Source organism: Acidimicrobiales bacterium (assembly GCA_035533595.1).
GTDB lineage: Bacteria > Actinomycetota > Acidimicrobiia > Acidimicrobiales > Bog-793 > DATLTN01.
The window spans coordinates 1-16,109 of sequence record DATLTN010000061.1; the positions used below are offsets into that span (position 1 = coordinate 1).

Here is a 16,109-nt window from a genome sequence, read left to right on the forward strand (position 1 = left end):
GCGATTTCGGCGTCGACTTCGCACAGGGCTACTTCCTCGGCCGGCCGGAGGCGTTCCCGAAGCCGCCGTCGGGCTGAACCCCCTTCGTAGCGGGACGTGGCTTCCTGCGCGAGACCGTCCGAAGTTGAAAACGCGAGTTCACCCGCAAACCCCTCGGCATCGAGTTACGGGAGTGAACCCGCTCTGCACGGGTGCTAGTCTGAGTAGCACAATGATTCGCGTGCGCATCGACCGTGCCGACCCCGCGCTTCTCCACGATCAGGTCGCGGGCGACATCCGGCGCGCGATCGCGGAGGGGGAGGCGGCCGCGGGAGAGAGGCTCCCGCCCGCCCGCGACCTCGCGGCGGTGCTCGGCGTGAACACCAACACCGTGCTCCGGGCGCTGCGGATGCTGCGGGAAGAAGGCGTCCTCGAGTTCCAACGCGGGCGCGGCATCACCGTCGCCGGTCGAGCGCAGGAGAAGAGCGTGGTGCTCGCGAAGGCCCGCGAGCTCGTGCAGCTCGCCCGCCTCCAGGGCTACCGCCGCGAGGAGCTGATCCGCCTCATCGAGGGTCTCGCGTAGGCGGCCGGGGCACCCGCCGCGGCGCCGGCGTCGCCCGCGGGACCGCTCCTCAGAGCTGCGAGGTCGACCAGTTCACGTTCTTGAACGAGACCGCGGGCTTGCCCACGTCGAGCTGGATGTCGACGTGCGATCCGAGGGTCACCGAACGGGGGTTGCCGCGGTAACTGCGGCCGTTCACGTAGGTCGTCACCGTGCCGCGCGCCGCGCCGACCCCGTCGGGGGAGAGCGACTGGCGCCAGATGTCGAAGAACTCGCCGAGGGTGTAGGTGCGCGCGCCCGGCGACTCGATGTGGATCACGCCGTCCTGGGTGTGCACGTGCAGCCAGTAGTAGCAGGTGGTGGCGCCGTAGAAGGGGCCGTAGGCGGTCTGCTCGCCGACCGGGACGACGAGGCCGACGCCCGGCGGGAGGGGGCGCAGCGACCCGTCCACGTAGATCGCGAGGTGCGTGTGCACGTGGTAGGCGACCTGCTCGTGCGCGTCACAGGCGATCCCGTCGACGGTCTTACCCTGTGCCGCCGTCGAGGCCGGCGCGAGCACCTTGCCGATCTCGAGGGGGATGCCCTCCGGCCCCATCGGCGCCGCCGAGGCGGCGCGCGCCACCCCGGCGAAGGTGAACGGGGCGAGCAAGAGCAGCAGCAGTGCGGCGAGGCGGCGCATCGCCTCACCCTAGGGGGGCGCGTCCCCGCCCCCGTCGCCGCGCCGGGTGGTCGGGGGTGGGTCGTCGTCGCGCCGCGGCGGCTCAGCGGTGCGGCGCCCGCTCGCTCTCGCGCAGCAGCGCTTCGGGAGTCGGCGGGGGCACGGTCTGGTCGACGATCCGCCCGTCACGGATGAAGACCACCCGATCGGCCCACGAGGCGAGCTGCGCGTCGTGGGTGACGACGACCGCGGCGACCCCCTGCTTGCAGGCGCCGAGCACCATCCGCATCACCGCCTCGCCGTTCGTCGAGTCGAGCGCCCCGGAGGGCTCGTCGGCGAGCAGCAGGCTGCGCTCCCCGACGATCGCGCGCGCGATGGAGACGCGTTGGCGCTCGCCGCCCGAGAGCTGGTCGGGGTAGTGCGTCGCGCGGTCGGCGAGGCCGAGCTCCTCGAGCACCTCCATCCCGGTCGCGTGGGCCTTCTTCGCGGCGACGCCGTCGAGCTCGAGGGGGAGCGAGACGTTCTCGACGGCGGTGAGCCCGGCGAGCAGGTTGAAGTCCTGGAAGACGTAGCCAATGGTGCGCCGCCGCAGACGGGCCTGCGCGTTGCGGGACATCGCCTGCACCGAGGCACCCTCGATCAGCACCTCCCCCGCCGAGGGGTCCTCGAGGCTGCCGGCGATGGTGAGCAGCGTCGACTTGCCCGAGCCGCTCGGGCCCATCACCGCGACGAGGTCACCGCGCTCGACCCAGAGGTCGACGTCGCGCAGCGCGTGCACCTCGGCGGCGCCCTCCCCGTAGGACTTGGAGACGCCCCGCAGCTCGAGGTAGCTCACCGCCGCACGACCAGCCGCCGCGAGAGGCGCGGCAGCGGCGAGGGACGGGGCGGCTCGAGGGCGGCCCGCTTCAGGCGGCCGTCGGCGGTGTCGAGCCAGCGCACGACCGAGTCCAGCCGGAAGAGCTCCGCGTCGACGACGAGGGCGAAGGAGAGGTCGAACTCGGCCTCGTCCTCCTTCAGGCGCGTCCACTGCTGCATCAGCTCGACGAGGTAACGGCGATGGACCTGGATCACGTCGTGCACCGAGACGCCCGGCACGCGCAGCGCGGAGAGCACCTTGATCACGAGCTCGTCGCGCGGCGGGGAGGTCATGTCGGGCGGGGTGTTCAGCCACGAGGAGAGCTCGACCGAGCCGGCTTCGGTGATCCGGAAGCCCTTCTGCGGCCCCTCCGTCTCGGCCTCGTCGGACTCGACGAGGCCGTCGCGCTCGAGGCGCTGGAGCGTCGTGTACACCTGGCCGATGTTGAGCGGCCACACCTCGCCGGTGTTGGACTCGAACTCCTTCTGGAGCTGCAGGCCGTACTTCGGGCCCTCGCTCAGCAGGGCGAGGATCGCGTGGCGGACGCTCACTGCGTGGCCGAGTCGTTGAACATACGCAGTATGGTACAAGGACTCGCGGCCGGGTCAAGCCCTGTCCCCCACTGCCTGCGCCGTCGAGCGAGAATGGGATGGTGCAGCGCCGGACCACCGCCCTCACCGCCCTCGCCTCCCTCGCCGCCCTCGCGGGGGCGCTCCTCGTCGCTCCCCGCGGCGCCGGCGCGGCGCCGCTCTTCCCGCTGCCGGTGACCGCCGTGCAGCCCGAGCCCTGCCCGCCCCCCTACCACCCGCCGGGCCCCCCTCCCCCGCCCCTCGCCGCCCCCGCCGTGGCCGAGGCGGCGATCCCCCTCGCCGCGGCACCGGCGCGGCGGCACGTGAACCTCGCGGCGATCTCCGGGAAGGGGATCTGGGTGACCCCCTTCCCCGGCGCCCCCGCCAACGTCGCGGCCGTCGTCGCCGCGGCGCGCGCCGCGGGCCTGCAGCAGATCTGGATCCGCACCGGGAGCACCCACGACGGCTACTACGGCGCGCCGACGCTCGCGCGCCTCCTCCCCGCGGCGCACGCGCTCGGGATCGACGTCATCGCCTGGGACTTCCCGACGCTCTCCAACCCCGCGGCCGACGCGGCGCGCGCCGCGGCGACGCTCGCGAGCGGGATCGACGGCTTCAGCGCGGACATCGAGGAGCACCCCGAGGGGACCTACGACACGGCCCGGCGGGTCACCGACTACCTCTCGCTCGTCCGCCGGGCGGCGGGCCACCGCCCCGTCGTGGCGACCGTTCCCCGCCCCCTGTCGGTCTCGCTCACCGGCTTCCCCTACGCCGCCGCGGCCCCCTACGTCGACGCCTTCGCCCCGATGATCTACTGGTCCTGCAACGAGCCCGGCGTCGTCACCGAGCTCGCGCTGCGCGCCCTCAACCGCCTCGGGAGGGTCGCCCCGATCGGCCAGGACTACAACATGGCCGACGAAGGCGGCCGCGTCGGCCTCCCGAGCGAGCGGGAGATCTGGCGCTTCCTCGACGTCGCACGGCGCGGCGGCGCGATCGGCGCCAGCCTCTATGACCTCGAGTCCGGCGGCGCGACCGACCTCGCGGCCCTCGCCGCCTACCCCTGGACGAGGCGCTGAGGCCGGGCGGGTTCAGGCCGGGCGGGTTCAGGCCAGGCGCGTTCAGGCCAGGCGCGTTCAGGCCAGGCGCGTTTAGGCCATGCGCACCAGCTCGACCGAGACGTCGAGCGACTCGAGCGCACCGCCCTGGTACACGCCGCGGAAGGGCGCCACGTCGGCGTAGTCCCGGCCGCGGGCGACGGTCACGTGGCGATCGCCGACGGCCTCGCCGTGGGTGGGGTCGATCGGCAGCCAGTCGCCGAGCCAGCACTCGATCCAGGCGTGTCCCGCCCCCGCGACCGTCGTCCCGATCTCGGCCTCGCGCGAGGGGTGCAGGTAGCCCGAGACGTAGCGCGCGGGGATCCCGAGGGAGCGCAGCAGCACGAGGCCGATGTGCGCGAAGTCCTGACAGACGCCGCGCCGGGCGTGCCAGGCCTCGAGCGCCGAGGTGGAGACGGCGGTGGCGCCGAGCTCGTAGGTCATCTCGGCGCGGATCCACCCGCTCGCGCCCTCGACGGCCTCGCTCGGCGAGGCGGCGACGCGAAAGCCCTTGGCGACCGCGAGGAGCTCGTCGTCGCCGGTCGTGAAGGGCGTCGGGCGGAGGTACTCGATGAAGCGCTCCCCCTCGGCGAGGGAGGCGAGGCCCTCCCAGGTGAGCGCGGCGGGAAGGGGCCGCGCCGAGGCGGTCTCGACGGTCGAGGTGCCGATCACCACCAGCTGGTCGTGCGGCTCGGGGATGTCGAAGGCGACGACGGCGCTCCCGAAGTAGTCCCGGTAGTGGTAGAGCGCGGTCTGCGGGTGGACCGCCACCGCCGACTCGAGGACGCGCTGGCCGTCGCGCTCCTGGGGGGTGATGCGGGCCTCGTTGTAGGAGGCGACGACCGGCGCCCCGTAGCGGTAGGTCGAGGTGTGCCGGGTCGCGATCCGCCAGCTCATCGCGCCGCCTCGGCCTCGCTGGAGGGGGCGCTGCCGGTCCGCCAGGCGAGGGTCGAGTCGCGCTGGAAGTAGCTCGTCGCGATCGCGTGGCTCGCCGCCGCGCAGGCCGCCTGCACCTCGGCGAGGTGGCGCGGCACCTGCTCGAGGATCTCCTCCGCGGTGTGGTAGCCGAGCGCGGTGCGGGCGCGACCGACGATGCGCGCCGCCTCGTCGCCCGGGCCAGCGCGGCTCGGCTGCTGCTCGAGCGCGAGGAGGCAGTGCTCGGCGGTCGCGAGCGCGTAGTAGATGCTGCGCGGGAAGTTGCGGTCGAGGATCAGGAACTCGAGGGTGTTCGCCGCGCTCATCGCCCCGCGGTAGGTGCGCAGGCAGGCCTCGTAGGCCGAGCAGGCGCGCAGCGTCGTCGGCCAGTCGGGCTCCCCGCGCGGGTCGTCGAGGCGGGCGGCGAGGAGGCGGGCGGTCATGTCGGCGCGCTCGATGCTGCGGCCGAGGACGAGGAACTGCCAGCCGTCGTCGCGGTACATCGTCGCGTCGGCGAGTCCGGCGGCGATCGCCACCCGCTCGCGGACGAACAGCGAGAAGCGGAAGAACTCGTGCGGGCCGATCTGCTCGCCGGTCGCGATGCGCGCGTCGAGGGCGACGATCGTTCCGTTGAGGCACTCCCAGAACTCCGAGGAGAGCGACTCGCGGATCCCCCGCGCGTTCTCGCGCGCGCCGCGCAGCGAGCAGGCGATCGAGCTCTGCTGACGGGGCGAGAGCGCGAGCAGCGCCGTCACCCGGCCGAGCTCGAGCGCCCCCTCGGGCTCGGGGACCCCCATCACCTGCAGCAGCGTCGCCGAGACCGCGGCCTCGTCGAGCGTGGCGTCCTCGAGGTGCTGGTGGATCTGCACATCGAGCAGGCGCGCCGTGTCCTCGGCCCGCTCGAGGTAGCGGCCGATCCAAAAGAGCGACTCCGCGATGCGGCTCAGCACGGCGGCTGCTGTTGCTGCTGTTGTTGCTGCTGGGTGCCGCCGAAGCCGGGGCCCTGCTCCGGCTCGGGAGCGGCCGCGAGGGCGCCCGCCGCCGGCAGCGGCGAGGGGCGGGCCGGGACCTCGACGATCGCCGCGGGGCGCGCCGGCGCGAGCACCCAGGTGTCCTTCGAGCCGCCCCCCTGGCTCGAGTTCACGACGCTCGAGCCCTCCCGGAGCGCGACGCGGGTGAGGCCTCCGGGCGCGACCCACACCGAGGTGCCGTCGTTCACCGCGAAGGGGCGGAGGTCGACGTGGCGGGCGACGAGGCCGCTCCCCGCCTTGGTCGGGACGGTCGACAGGTCGACGAACTCCTGGGCGATGAAGTCCCGTGGCGCGGCCGTGATCGCCGCCGCCGCGGCGGCGAGCTCCTCGTCCCCCGCGGTCGGCCCGACGACGAGGCCGTAGCCGCCGGAACCGTCGACGGGCTTCACCACCAGGCGGTCGAGGCGGCCGAGGGCGTGCGCCAGCTGGTCGGGGTCCTCGAGGCGGTAGGTGTCGACGTTGGCGAGGATCGGCTCCTGCCCGAGGTAGTAGGAGATGAGCTCGGGGACGTAGGTGTAGAGGAGCTTGTCGTCGGCGACGCCGTTGCCGATCGCGTTGGCGACCGTCACGTTGCCGGCGCGGGCGGCGTTCACCACGCCGGCGCAGCCGACGAGCGACTCCGGGCGGAAGTGCACCGGGTCGAGGTAGTCGTCGTCGACGCGGCGGTAGATGACGTCGACGCGCCGCTCCCCCGCCGTCATCCGCATGTAGACGACGTTGTGGCGGACGACGAGGTCGCGCCCCTCGACGAGCTCCACGCCCATCTGGCGGGCGAGGAAGGAGTGCTCGAAGTACGCCGAGTTGTGCACCCCCGGCGTGAGCACGACCACCGTCGGGTCGGCGCCCGCGCCGAGCGGGGCGGCGGCGCGCAGCGCCGTGAGCAGCCGTTGGGGGTAGTTGGCGACGGGGCGGATGCGGTGGCTGGCGAAGAGCTCGGGGAAGATGCGCGCCATCGTGCGGCGGTTCTCGACGACGTAGGAGCTCCCCGAGGGGACGCGCACGTTGTCCTCGAGGACCCGGAAGGCGCCCTCGCGGTCGCGCACGAGGTCGATCCCCGCGACGTGGATCCGCACGTGGTTCGGGGGCTCGACCCCGGCGCTCGCGCGCTGGTAGTGGCGCGAGGTGAGGACGAGGCGTCGGGGTACGACGCCGTCGGAGAAGACCTCGCCGGCGCCGTAGACGTCGCGCAGGAACAGCTCGAGCGCCCGCACCCGCTGCGCCACCCCGGCCTCGATCGTGGCCCACTCCTCGGCGTCGATGAGGCGCGGCACCGGGTCGAGCGGGAAGGGGAGCTCCTCCCCGGAGTGGGCGAAGGTCACCCCGCGGTCGCGCAGCGACCGGTCCCGCTCCGCGCAGCGCTCCTCGAACTCCTCGGGGGACATCGAACGGAGCGCGTCGTAGAGGCCGAAGGAGGCCGCACGGGGCTGCCCGACGCTCTCGAACATCTCGTCCCAGGCCGCTCCGAGGGTGTAGCCCGAGAACAGATCGTCACCCACTGGCTACAACTTCTACCAAGTGAGTGTTGCCGCGGTGTTTCGGAGGGCCACTCCCCCTCGGAGCGGCCCGGTTATCCGGCGGCGAGCGCGGGGTCAAGGGCCGGGATCGTGTCGCGCGTCGCGGTCACGAAGATCGCCACCGCGAGGCCCGCGAGGGCGAGCAGGGCGGAGGAGACCATGAAGCCCGTCGTGTAGCCGTGCACCTGCGCCTTGGCCACCTCGGCGGCCGTGTGGCCGTGCGCGCTGAGGTACCCCGCCGTCGCGGTGGCGGCGATCGTGTTGAGGAGCGCGGTGCCGAGCGAGCCGCCGACCTGCTGGGTCGCGTTCAGCGTCGCCGAGGCGACGCCGGCGTCATGGTGCGAGACCCCGATGAGGGCGGTGCTGCTCATCGGGACGAAGATGAAGCCGAAGCCGAGGCTCATCACGATCTCCGAGGGCAGCACGTGCGAGACGTAGCTCGTGTGCACGCCGATCCGGGTGAGCCACAGCAGCCCGACGACCGCCGCCGCGAAGCCGCCGACCATCGGCGCGCGGGCGCCGATGCGCGGCAGCACCTTGCTCGCGATGCCCGCCGCCACGATGATCCCGCCCGAGAACGGCAGGAAGGCGAAGCCGGCCTTCAGCGCGCTGTAGTGGAGCGTGATCTGCAGGTAGAAGGTGAGGAAGAGGAACATCCCGAACATCGCCACGCCGGCGAGGAACGAGGCGAGGAAGGAGCCGCCTCGGTTGCGGTCGAGGAGGACCCGCATCGGCAACAGCGGCGCCGGCGAGCGGCGCTCGATGACGACGAAGGCCGAGATGAGCACGACGGCGAGGACGAGGCAGACGACCGTGCTGCGCGCGCTCCACCCCGCCTCGCTCGCCTTGGTGAAGCCGTAGACGAGAAAGGCGAGGCCGGCGGTCGCCGAGAAGGCACCGGGGAGGTCGTAGCTCGTGTCCCCCGTCGCCCGGCTCTCGCGCACGATGCGCTGCGCCGAGATCGCGGCGAAGACCGAGATCGGCACGTTGACGAGCAGGCACCAGCGCCAGGAGGCGAACTCGGTGAGCACGCCACCGAGGATCAGGCCGATCGCCGCGCCGCCGCCGGCGATGCCGCCGTAGACGCCGAAGGCCTTTGCCCGTTCGTGGGGCTCGGTGAAGGTCACCGAGATCAACGACAGTGCCGCCGGCGCCATCAGCGCCCCGAAGGCCCCCTGCAGGGCACGGGCCGCGAAGAGCATCCCGCCGTTCTGGGCGGCTCCGCCGAAGGCCGAGGCGGCGGCGAAGCCGAGCAGGCCGACGATGAAGATCCGCTTCCGCCCGGAGTAGTCAGCGATGCGCCCCCCGAGGAGGAGCAGACCGCCGAAGGCGAGGGTGTAGGCGGTGATCACCCACTGGCGGTTGGCGGTCGAGATGTGCAGCGAGTGCTGCGCGGAGGGCAGCGCGATGTTCACGATCGTCGCGTCGAGCACCACCATCAGCTGGGCGATGGCGATGATGGCGAGCGCGAGCCAGCGCCGGGGGTCGGGCTCGGTCTCGGCGGTCGGAAGGAACGGGGCGGTCACGACGTGCTCCTCTTGCTCGGGATCTCGGGGGTGGCGGTCCTCGGCGCAGCGGTGCCTGTCACGGCGCGGCCCGAGCTTCGCGTCCGGCTGTGACGGAGCGGCGGGGGCGGCGCGCCGCGGTGGGTGAGCAGCGGGACGACGATGTCGTCGACGAGGTGCCGGCGGAAGGCGGCGTCGGGCTTGGCGCGGACGACGGTCAGCCGGTGGAGCACGACGGCGCAGCAGACCTCGCAGGCGAGCGACACGCCGCTCGCGTCGGCCACCTCCCCGCGCTCGACGGCGCGCTCCACGATCTCCCGGAGCGCCCGCTGTTTGGACTCCCACATCCGCTCGTTGAGCAGCGCCGCGATGACCTCGTCCGAGCGCGCCGCATTCATCAGACCGGCGAGGAGGCCACTGTCGACTCCGGCGGAGTGCGCGGCGCGCTCGGCATAGGCGAGGAGGTCGCCGCGCAGCGATCCGGTGTCGACCGTCGGTGCCGCGGCCGCTTGCTCACAGCCGATCGCCGCGGCGACGATCGCCGCCTTGTCGGGGAAGTGCCGGTAGATCGTCGCCTTGCTGGCCCGCGCCCGCTCCGCCACGGCGTCGATGGTCATCCGGTCGTAGCCGACCTCGAGGAGGAGCTCCAGGGCGGCGCCGAGGATCGCGCCCTCGCGGGCCTGGGCGCGCGCGCCGCTCGGCGGGGAGAGGGCGGGGTGGGTGGTGAGCGGAGGAGCGGCCACGGAGCCTCGGGGGGGATAACTGAACGGAACGGTTTCGTACAGTTTGTACGACGTCCCGCCGTTCCGCAAGAGGCGGTTGCCGGGCTTGGCCGGTCGGTGCCTCCCGCTCAGCTCCCCGACCAGGCGAACTCGGCGCCCCAGCCCACCTCGCCGTAGTACGCGCTCCAGGCACCGGCGGAGAACAGCGACCCGGCGACCTCGACCGGCGGCTCGCCGACGCGCGCGATGAGGAAGAGCTTGTCGTCCCGCACGAACAGGAGGCTCTTCGAGTCGCTCGACCACACGGGCTGCGCCGCACCCGAAGTGCCCGCGACCGCGGTCGGCCGCGAGGCGCCCGCCGCGAGCAGGTCGAGCTCGTGGGTGGCGTACCAGGAGGACACCTGGGCCTGGCCGATCATCCCCGCGGGCTCGGCCCGCGCCTCGACGAAGGCGAGCGTCGTTCGGTCCGGCGACCAGGCCGGCGAAAGGCTGAGACTGCCCGCCGGCGTCCGCAGCACCTCGCAGGCGGCGGTGGCGGCGTCGCAGAGCTCGACGTGCTTTCCCACCCAGGCGTAGCGATCGCCTCCCCCCGCGAAGGCGAAGGTCGCGGCGGGCCCGAAGGTCGGGGTGACGGCCCCCAACGCCGGCGCGAGCGGCCGAGGCGTCCCGCCGGGCGACTGCAGCTCGTAGAGCTCGCCACCGTCGGCGTAGTCACAGCAGAAGTGGTGGATCCGCAGGAGCAGGGCGCCCGAGGGGAGCTCGGCGACGACACTGACGAACGTGCCCTGCAGCCCGCCGCCGACGTCGAAATGCTGCGCGCCCCTGAACCACGCGGTGCGCGGCCCGCTCGCGGTCGCCGCGGTCTCGATCGTGACCACTCCTGCAGCGGCGCGCGGTGGGTCGACCCGCAGCGAGTCCTCGACGAAGAGGTAGCGGTCGCTCCCCGCGGCGGCGAACTCCGCGGCGGCCACGCTGCCGCCACGGCGGACGAGGCCGCCCGTGTGGCTGAGCGCGTAGGTCGTGCTGGCCCCGTTCCCGCCGGTGGTGACGAGCTCGCTGTCGGGGAGCCACCGCGCGGCGCCCGGGAGGCGGCGGGCGTGGCTACCGTCGGCCCGCGCGACAAAGGCCGCAGAGCCCGCGCCCTCGGCGAACAACAGCCATTTCCCGTCCGGCGAGAACTTCGGCGCGCTCGCCTGATGGCCGGGGCCGCTCGCATTGGTGATCTTCCCGTTCGCGCCGTCGATGACGAACAGGTCGCCGCCCGAGACGAACGCCAGTTCACCGTGCCCCCGCATCGCCGTGACGTCGGCGACGGTGAACGCGGGGGCACCGGCGACATGGCGCAGCCCACCCGCGGCGCGCGGTGTCCCACCCGAGGTCACGAGCAGCGCGCACGCGCCGGCGAGGAGGACGGCTGCGAGGAGCAGCGCCCGTCGGCGGTGGCGCTGGCGCTGGCGCGCCTCCTCGATCAGGACCTCGGTCGGCGGCTGCCCGCCGGGGGCGCGACGCGGCGGCGCGAGGAGCGTCATCGGCGGGGCCGAGAGAGAGTCACTGGCGCTACTATGGCTAGCACGATCGACCCCGTCAAGCGCGGCCTCGCGGCCCCGCTACCAGCTGCCGCGGTGGTCCGGGACGGTGTAGATGAAGGGCACCGCGAGGAGCAGCAGCGCCCCCACGACCACGTAGCCGATGGCGAGCGCGAGGCCGGCGTCGCTCACGCGGTTGAGGACGGCGGTCATCACCTCGACGGCGATGATCGAGCCGGTGTTGCGGAACATCCCCCGCGTCCCGGTGATCACTGCCACGTTCTCGGTGGCGAGCGAGAGGGTCGCGTTGTTCGTCGCCGGCATCGCCATCCCCATCCCGAGGCCGGTGATCGCGGTGGCGAGCGCGACCCAGGCGTAGGTGCCGAGGAGCTGCGGGGGCGCGGCGAGCATCCCGGAGCCGAGCGCGATCGTCACGAAGCCGACGGCCATCGGCAGGCGGTAGCCGATACGGCGGAGGAGGAACGAGGTCACCCCGGCGACGAGGATCGTCCCCACCGCCCTCGCCGTGAGCACGGTGCCGGAGCTCAGCGCGCTGAAGTGGTAGCGGTCCTCGGCGTAGAGGGGGACGAGGGCCCCGATGCCGAGGACCGCCGCGCCGTAGAGGACGTTCAGCAGGTTCATCACGAGGAACTGGCGCATCCGGAAGAGCTCGATCGGGAGGATCGCCTCCCCGGTGGTGCGCAGGTGGCCGATGAGGTGCCAGCCGACGAGGAGGGCGGCGATCTCGGGAGGGAGCACCGTCGGCGACCAGAGCGCCGCGTGCCCGTCCCCGAGGCTCGTCACGCCGAACATCGCGAGCAGTACCGTCGCGCCGAGCAGCGCGACCCCCTTCAGGTCGGCACGCGCTCCCGGCTTGGGCCCCGAGTAGGGGATCAGGCGGGCGCCCGCGACCACGACGAGCAGTCCGAGCGGGACGTTCACGAAGAAGATCCACCGCCAGGACCAGTAGGCGACGAAGATCCCGCCGAGGACCGGGCCGATGATCCCCCCGGCGGGGAGCACGCTCGTGAACATCGCGATCGCCCGGTCGCGGTTTCGGCCGAAGTGGTCCGAGACGATCCCCGTCGCCGACGGCATGAAGGCACCGCCGCCGATCGCCTGCACCGCACGCAGCGCGATGAGCTCGTAGATGTTCGTCGCGAGGCCACACGCGAGGGAGGCGACGGTGAAGAGCACGGCGCAGCTGAGGAAGACCTTCTTCCGTCCGAACTGGTCCGAGAGGCGTCCGGCGACGGGCATCGTGATCAGCATCCCGAGGGTGAAGGCCGTGATCGTCCAGCCCGTCCAGTTGAGGGGGGCGTGCAAGGAGCGGTGGATCGGGCGGATCGCCGTCGAGATGATCGTCATGTCGATCGACGTCATGAACAGCGCGGTGGCGACGATCGCGAAGATCGTCCAGCGGCGCGCGGTGCTGATCTGGGCGGGACCCTCGGGAGCCGTCGGGCCGGGCGCGGCGGAGGACGGGACCTCGGTCAGCGCCACCAAGAGAAGGTAGCGCCTGGGTCTCGGGCCGCTCCGCTTCGAGCGGCCGCGTGCTTCAGCTGAAGTGCTGCTCGGGGAGGGTCGCGAAGCCCTCCCCGATGAGCCCGGCGGCCCGCCGCAGCTGCTTTCGCAGGCGGCCGCGTCGCTCGTCGGGGCCCTGAGCGTCCGCCCCACCCTGCAGGAGGACGAGGCGCGGGCGGGGCCGAGCCGAGCCGGCCGGGTGTCGCCGCGTCGCCGCCAACCGCTCGCTCGTCAGTCGCTCGCTCATCTGGCCTGAGCGTAGAGAGGCGAGCTGAACGGAGGGTCAAGACGACCTCGACGGTCGGTGAACTTTCGGTGGTGTGTCCGTTGGCGAACCCACGCTGGAGGCATCGGCAGCTTCGAGAGGCGATGCTGATCGCCGAATCCGCGCTGGTGGGCATTTCGGCTCTATCGCTCAAGATGGAACAATCTGTTCCAGGCGGTGAGCAGGCAAGGTGACCCCGCCTCGGCGCCAGCACTGGCGCGATAGCTCGAGGCCCAGCGTGCGCCAGGTCGGTCGCGGCGTCGGAAAACGCGAACCGTCCAATCTGGAGACGCGTGACGCTCCCCGTCGACCGAGAAGGCTCATATATAAGCCTTCTAGCAAATAGGGCACAGAAGGCTTATACTGGCTGCATGGAAGCTATGACGTTGGGGACGAGACGCTGGGGAGCGGCGACTTCGCAAGTCGTGCGCGCTCTCACGCTGCGCCCGACCCCGAGCCTACAGGTGGACCTTGCTCAGGAGTTCGGGGTGTCGCAGCCCCGCATCTCCCAGATCGGCCGACTGCTGTCGGCCGAAGGCGTGCGCTTCGCCGAGGTCCATGAAGCGGACCAGCGAGCGCTGCTTGCCTACCTCTATGTCGCCCACCACCGACCGCAGGTCTTGCGCGAGACCTACTGGTACGGCCTCGACCGGCAGCTCGAGCAAGCGGAGCTCGCCGCCGAGCGCCTCGAGGCGACGGGGGCGCATGTCGTCGTCTCGGCCGACGCGGGACCGGACTACGTCGCCCCCTACCGCTCGCCGACCCTGAGCGTCGTCTACAGCGACACGCCGCCCGACCTCGGTGCGGTGGGCTTCGTGCCGGCGCTCGGCCTCGGCGACGCGAGCATCGTCGTGCGCGAGGTGACGGACCCGAGCCTCCTCGAGCCGTGGGCTCCACCTCGGGCGGCGCCATTCCCGGTGGCTCACCCTCTCCAGCAGGTCTGGGACCTCTGCCATCTCGGCGGCGTCGATCGCAAGGAGGCCGCCGACCGGGTCGTGCGCTACCTCGTGATGCACCCCGAGGAACGGTGAAGCAACAGGAGGTGGCTGGCCGATGACGACGCGAACGTGCATGTCGACCGAGACGGTGGACGGAACCCCGTGCCGCCAGGAGGTTGACATCCACTCGGGGTTCTGTGAAGCGGGCCACCTTTGCGTCGTTCCAGCTGTTTCAGCCTCGTTCTCCTCGCCGCCGACCGGCCAGGTGCTGCTCGGTGAACAACTCCCGCCACTGCCTGGCGACGAGGATGCGCGACTGAACCTGACCAGTCCCTCTGCGGCGGACGACGGTAGGTTCGTGGCGATGGCCGACGTCGCCTTGGCGGCGCGGCGTGCCGGCGTCGGGGACGACTACCGCTTCCTTGGCGGCATCGCCGTCATGCTCCACGTCCAGCGGCTTGGCCTCGACATCCCGCTACGCGAGACGCGCGACGCCGATCTCGGCATCCCTCCGCACGTGCTTCGCTCGGGACGGCTCGTCGAAGAGCTCGAAGGGATGCACTACGAGAAGACGTCGGGCTCACATGGCGCGTCCGCTCGTAGCGGGCGACGACTCGAGGATGGCTGAAACCGACCTGCTCATCCCGGCCTACACCTCGCGTGCTCGCAGAGACAAGCAAGTGGGAAACGTCAACACCACCGAGGTGCCGGGTCTGGCCAAAGCGCTCGCCCGCCCCCCGGTCCGTCTGCCGCTGCACTTCGTTCTGACAGCTGGACAGACGATCGACAGCGAGGTGCTACTTCCCGACGCCGTCGGCATGCTGCTCTTGAAGTCCGGGGCGCGAAAGGTGCGGGACGAGGACCGCGACTGCACTGACCTGTGGCGGTGCCTCGAGGTGGCCGCCGCCGAGAACGTGCAACCGTCCGACCTGCCGGATGACCCCATCGTCGGGGACTTGGGCACGTTCCTTCGCCAGCACCTCGGACGCGGCGGGCGGGCGATGGAGGCCATCCTTCGCAACCTCACCCCAGAGGCAGCCGCCGAGCGCGAGACCCGCATCCAGGCACTCCTCTTGCGGGTGGCGGGACCTGCCTGAGCACCGGTTCTGGGATCGCCCCGGCCAGGCATGACATTTCAAGGTCCACAAACCTCAGTGGCCATCGCCGAATACGCTCGATTGCTGCCGCATTATGCCGAAAGCGTGCCTCACTCCATTTGGAGCGCCGTGGCGACTAACGGGGCAGGTCAGCCCCTACTTCGGTGGAAATGGGTTCGCCAACGGACACATCGCCGAACTTTCGGTGCCCCCGCGCGCCATCGCGTACCCTCGGCTCCCGTGGCCCTCCCCGTGCAACCACCGGTCTCGCCGATGCTCGCCAAGGCCGCCCGCAGCCTCCCCGAGCGCGACGGCCTCGTCTACGAGCCGAAGTGGGACGGCTTCCGCTCGATCGTCTTTCGTGACGGGGAGGAGCTCGAGCTCGCGAGCCGCAACGAGCGCCCCCTCACCCGCTACTTCCCCGAGCTCACCACCCCCCTCCTCGATGGCCTCCCCGAGCGCTGCGTCCTCGACGGCGAGATCGTGATCGTCTCGCCCTCCGGCCTCGACTTCGACGCGCTGCTGCAGCGCATCCATCCCGCCGCGAGCCGCATCGCCCGCCTCGCCGCCGAGACGCCGGCGACCTTCATCGCCTTTGACCTCCTCGCGCTCGGTGACGAGGACCTGCGGCCGGCGCCCTTCTCGCGCCGACGGGCCCTCCTCGAGGAGCTGATCGGCGAGCGGCGCGGCCAGCTGCAGCTCACGCCGGCGACGACCGACGTCGCGCAGGCCCTCGAGTGGTTCAACCGCTTCGAGGGCGCCGGCCTCGACGGCGTGGTCGCGAAGGACCCCGCCCTCCCCTACTGCGAGGGCGAGCGGGTGATGACCAAGGTGAAGCACGAGCGCACCGCCGACTGCGTCGTCGGCGGCTACCGCGTCCTCAAGGGCACCGAGGACGCGATCGGCTCCCTCCTCCTCGGCCTCTACGACGACGAGGGCGTCCTCCACCACGTCGGCGTGACCTCGTCGTTCACCAGGGCACGCCGCGTCGAGCTCTTCGGCGAGCTGCAGCCGCTGCGCCAGGGGGTCGGCGACGAGCACCCGTGGTTCTTCGAGGAGGCCGAGCGGCGCCCCGACGCCGGCTCGCGCTGGACGGCGCACAAGGACCTCTCCTGGACGCCGCTGCGCCTCGAGCTCGTCGTCGAGGTCGCCTACGACCACCTGCAGGGCGACCGCTTCCGCCACGCCACCACCTTCCGCCGCTTCCGGGGCGACCGCACCCCGGACAGCTGCACCTACGCGCAGCTCGACTCCCCGGTCCCCGCTGAGCTCGCCGACCTCGCGGCGCGCACCGTCACCGCGGGCGGCTGAGCGGCCCGCGCACCGCCGCGGAGCGGGCAGTATGAAGCCGTCG

General features: G+C 72.3%; 17 protein-coding genes. 6 read left to right on the forward strand and 11 right to left on the reverse strand.

Features of this window, described 5'->3' with window-relative positions:
- The first annotated feature begins 220 nt into the window (after positions 1-220).
- The gene (locus VNF07_11395) at positions 221-562 is read left to right on the forward strand and encodes a GntR family transcriptional regulator (protein HVB06838.1); all 342 of its coding nucleotides are present in this window, start codon (positions 221-223) and stop codon (positions 560-562) included.
- Positions 563-611: 49 nt separating this feature from the next.
- Here the strand turns inward: VNF07_11395 and VNF07_11400 are convergent, their stop codons facing one another.
- The 3 genes from VNF07_11400 to VNF07_11410 all read right to left on the reverse strand — a co-directional run bounded on the left by VNF07_11400 (position 612) and on the right by VNF07_11410 (position 2,606).
- Positions 612-1,220, reverse strand: a complete 609-nt coding sequence (locus tag VNF07_11400) for a hypothetical protein (GenBank protein HVB06839.1) — start codon at positions 1,218-1,220, stop codon at positions 612-614.
- A gap of 82 nt (positions 1,221-1,302) precedes the next feature.
- Positions 1,303-2,034 carry an ABC transporter ATP-binding protein gene (locus VNF07_11405; protein HVB06840.1) on the reverse strand — a complete coding sequence of 244 codons (732 nt, stop codon included), beginning with the start codon at positions 2,032-2,034 and terminating at the stop codon, positions 1,303-1,305.
- Entirely contained in the window at positions 2,031-2,606 is a 576-nt protein-coding gene (locus tag VNF07_11410; GenBank protein ID HVB06841.1) for a PadR family transcriptional regulator, read from the reverse strand. The genes VNF07_11405 and VNF07_11410 overlap by 4 nt, the downstream gene beginning before the upstream one ends.
- 98 nt (positions 2,607-2,704) lie before the next feature.
- Here VNF07_11410 and VNF07_11415 point away from each other — a divergent pair, with 98 nt between their 5' ends.
- A complete protein-coding gene (locus VNF07_11415) occupies positions 2,705-3,700 on the forward strand; it encodes a hypothetical protein (protein HVB06842.1) in 996 nt (331 codons plus the stop codon).
- A 72-nt stretch (positions 3,701-3,772) separates the two neighbouring features.
- On the opposite strand, the gene VNF07_11420 is transcribed toward VNF07_11415, so the two are convergent.
- From VNF07_11420 to VNF07_11455, 8 genes are all read right to left on the reverse strand, one after another.
- A complete protein-coding gene (locus VNF07_11420; protein HVB06843.1) occupies positions 3,773-4,615 on the reverse strand; it encodes a transglutaminase family protein in 843 nt (280 codons plus the stop codon).
- Positions 4,612-5,583, reverse strand: a complete 972-nt coding sequence (locus VNF07_11425; protein HVB06844.1) for an alpha-E domain-containing protein — start codon at positions 5,581-5,583, stop codon at positions 4,612-4,614. The genes VNF07_11420 and VNF07_11425 overlap by 4 nt, the downstream gene beginning before the upstream one ends.
- Complete coding sequence (locus VNF07_11430) at positions 5,577-7,160, reverse strand: circularly permuted type 2 ATP-grasp protein (GenBank protein HVB06845.1); 1,584 nt, start codon at positions 7,158-7,160, stop codon at positions 5,577-5,579. The genes VNF07_11425 and VNF07_11430 overlap by 7 nt, the downstream gene beginning before the upstream one ends.
- Before the next feature lie 71 nt (positions 7,161-7,231).
- Positions 7,232-8,704 carry an MFS transporter gene (locus VNF07_11435; protein ID HVB06846.1) on the reverse strand — a complete coding sequence of 491 codons (1,473 nt, stop codon included), beginning with the start codon at positions 8,702-8,704 and terminating at the stop codon, positions 7,232-7,234.
- Positions 8,701-9,426, reverse strand: coding sequence for a TetR/AcrR family transcriptional regulator (locus tag VNF07_11440; protein ID HVB06847.1), 726 nt, complete (start codon positions 9,424-9,426; stop codon positions 8,701-8,703). The genes VNF07_11435 and VNF07_11440 overlap by 4 nt, the downstream gene beginning before the upstream one ends.
- A 107-nt stretch (positions 9,427-9,533) precedes the next feature.
- Positions 9,534-10,934 (reverse strand): hypothetical protein, encoded by a 1,401-nt coding sequence (locus tag VNF07_11445; protein HVB06848.1) that lies wholly within the window; start codon positions 10,932-10,934, stop codon positions 9,534-9,536.
- 78 nt (positions 10,935-11,012) lie between these two features.
- The gene (locus VNF07_11450; protein HVB06849.1) at positions 11,013-12,434 is read right to left on the reverse strand and encodes an MFS transporter; all 1,422 of its coding nucleotides are present in this window, start codon (positions 12,432-12,434) and stop codon (positions 11,013-11,015) included.
- Between the two features lie 55 nt (positions 12,435-12,489).
- Positions 12,490-12,702 (reverse strand): hypothetical protein, encoded by a 213-nt coding sequence (locus VNF07_11455; protein HVB06850.1) that lies wholly within the window; start codon positions 12,700-12,702, stop codon positions 12,490-12,492.
- Between the two features lie 506 nt (positions 12,703-13,208).
- Between VNF07_11455 and VNF07_11460 the strand changes: the two genes are divergently transcribed.
- The 4 genes from VNF07_11460 to VNF07_11475 all read left to right on the forward strand — a co-directional run bounded on the left by VNF07_11460 (position 13,209) and on the right by VNF07_11475 (position 16,066).
- Complete coding sequence (locus VNF07_11460; GenBank protein HVB06851.1) at positions 13,209-13,751, forward strand: hypothetical protein; 543 nt, start codon at positions 13,209-13,211, stop codon at positions 13,749-13,751.
- A 22-nt stretch (positions 13,752-13,773) separates the two neighbouring features.
- Entirely contained in the window at positions 13,774-14,286 is a 513-nt protein-coding gene (locus VNF07_11465) for a hypothetical protein (protein HVB06852.1), read from the forward strand.
- Positions 14,279-14,755 carry a hypothetical protein gene (locus VNF07_11470; GenBank protein HVB06853.1) on the forward strand — a complete coding sequence of 159 codons (477 nt, stop codon included), beginning with the start codon at positions 14,279-14,281 and terminating at the stop codon, positions 14,753-14,755. The genes VNF07_11465 and VNF07_11470 overlap by 8 nt, the downstream gene beginning before the upstream one ends.
- Positions 14,756-14,995: 240 nt before the next feature.
- Positions 14,996-16,066, forward strand: coding sequence for an ATP-dependent DNA ligase (locus VNF07_11475; protein ID HVB06854.1), 1,071 nt, complete (start codon positions 14,996-14,998; stop codon positions 16,064-16,066).
- Positions 16,067-16,109: the final 43 nt, after the last annotated feature.

Bases quoted from the DNA above. Each gene is read 5' to 3' on its own strand.
- VNF07_11400 (HVB06839.1), bottom strand. From the start codon at position 1,220: ATGCGCCGCCTCGCCGCACTGCTGCTGCTCTTGCTCGCCCCGTTCACC.
- VNF07_11415 (HVB06842.1), top strand. From the start codon at position 2,705: ATGGTGCAGCGCCGGACCACCGCCCTCACCGCCCTCGCCTCCCTCGCC.
- VNF07_11420 (HVB06843.1), bottom strand. From the start codon at position 4,615: ATGAGCTGGCGGATCGCGACCCGGCACACCTCGACCTACCGCTACGGG.
- VNF07_11445 (HVB06848.1), bottom strand. From the start codon at position 10,934: ATGACGCTCCTCGCGCCGCCGCGTCGCGCCCCCGGCGGGCAGCCGCCG.
- VNF07_11455 (HVB06850.1), bottom strand. From the start codon at position 12,702: ATGAGCGAGCGACTGACGAGCGAGCGGTTGGCGGCGACGCGGCGACAC.
- VNF07_11465 (HVB06852.1), top strand. From the start codon at position 13,774: ATGACGACGCGAACGTGCATGTCGACCGAGACGGTGGACGGAACCCCG.
- VNF07_11470 (HVB06853.1), top strand. From the start codon at position 14,279: ATGGCTGAAACCGACCTGCTCATCCCGGCCTACACCTCGCGTGCTCGC.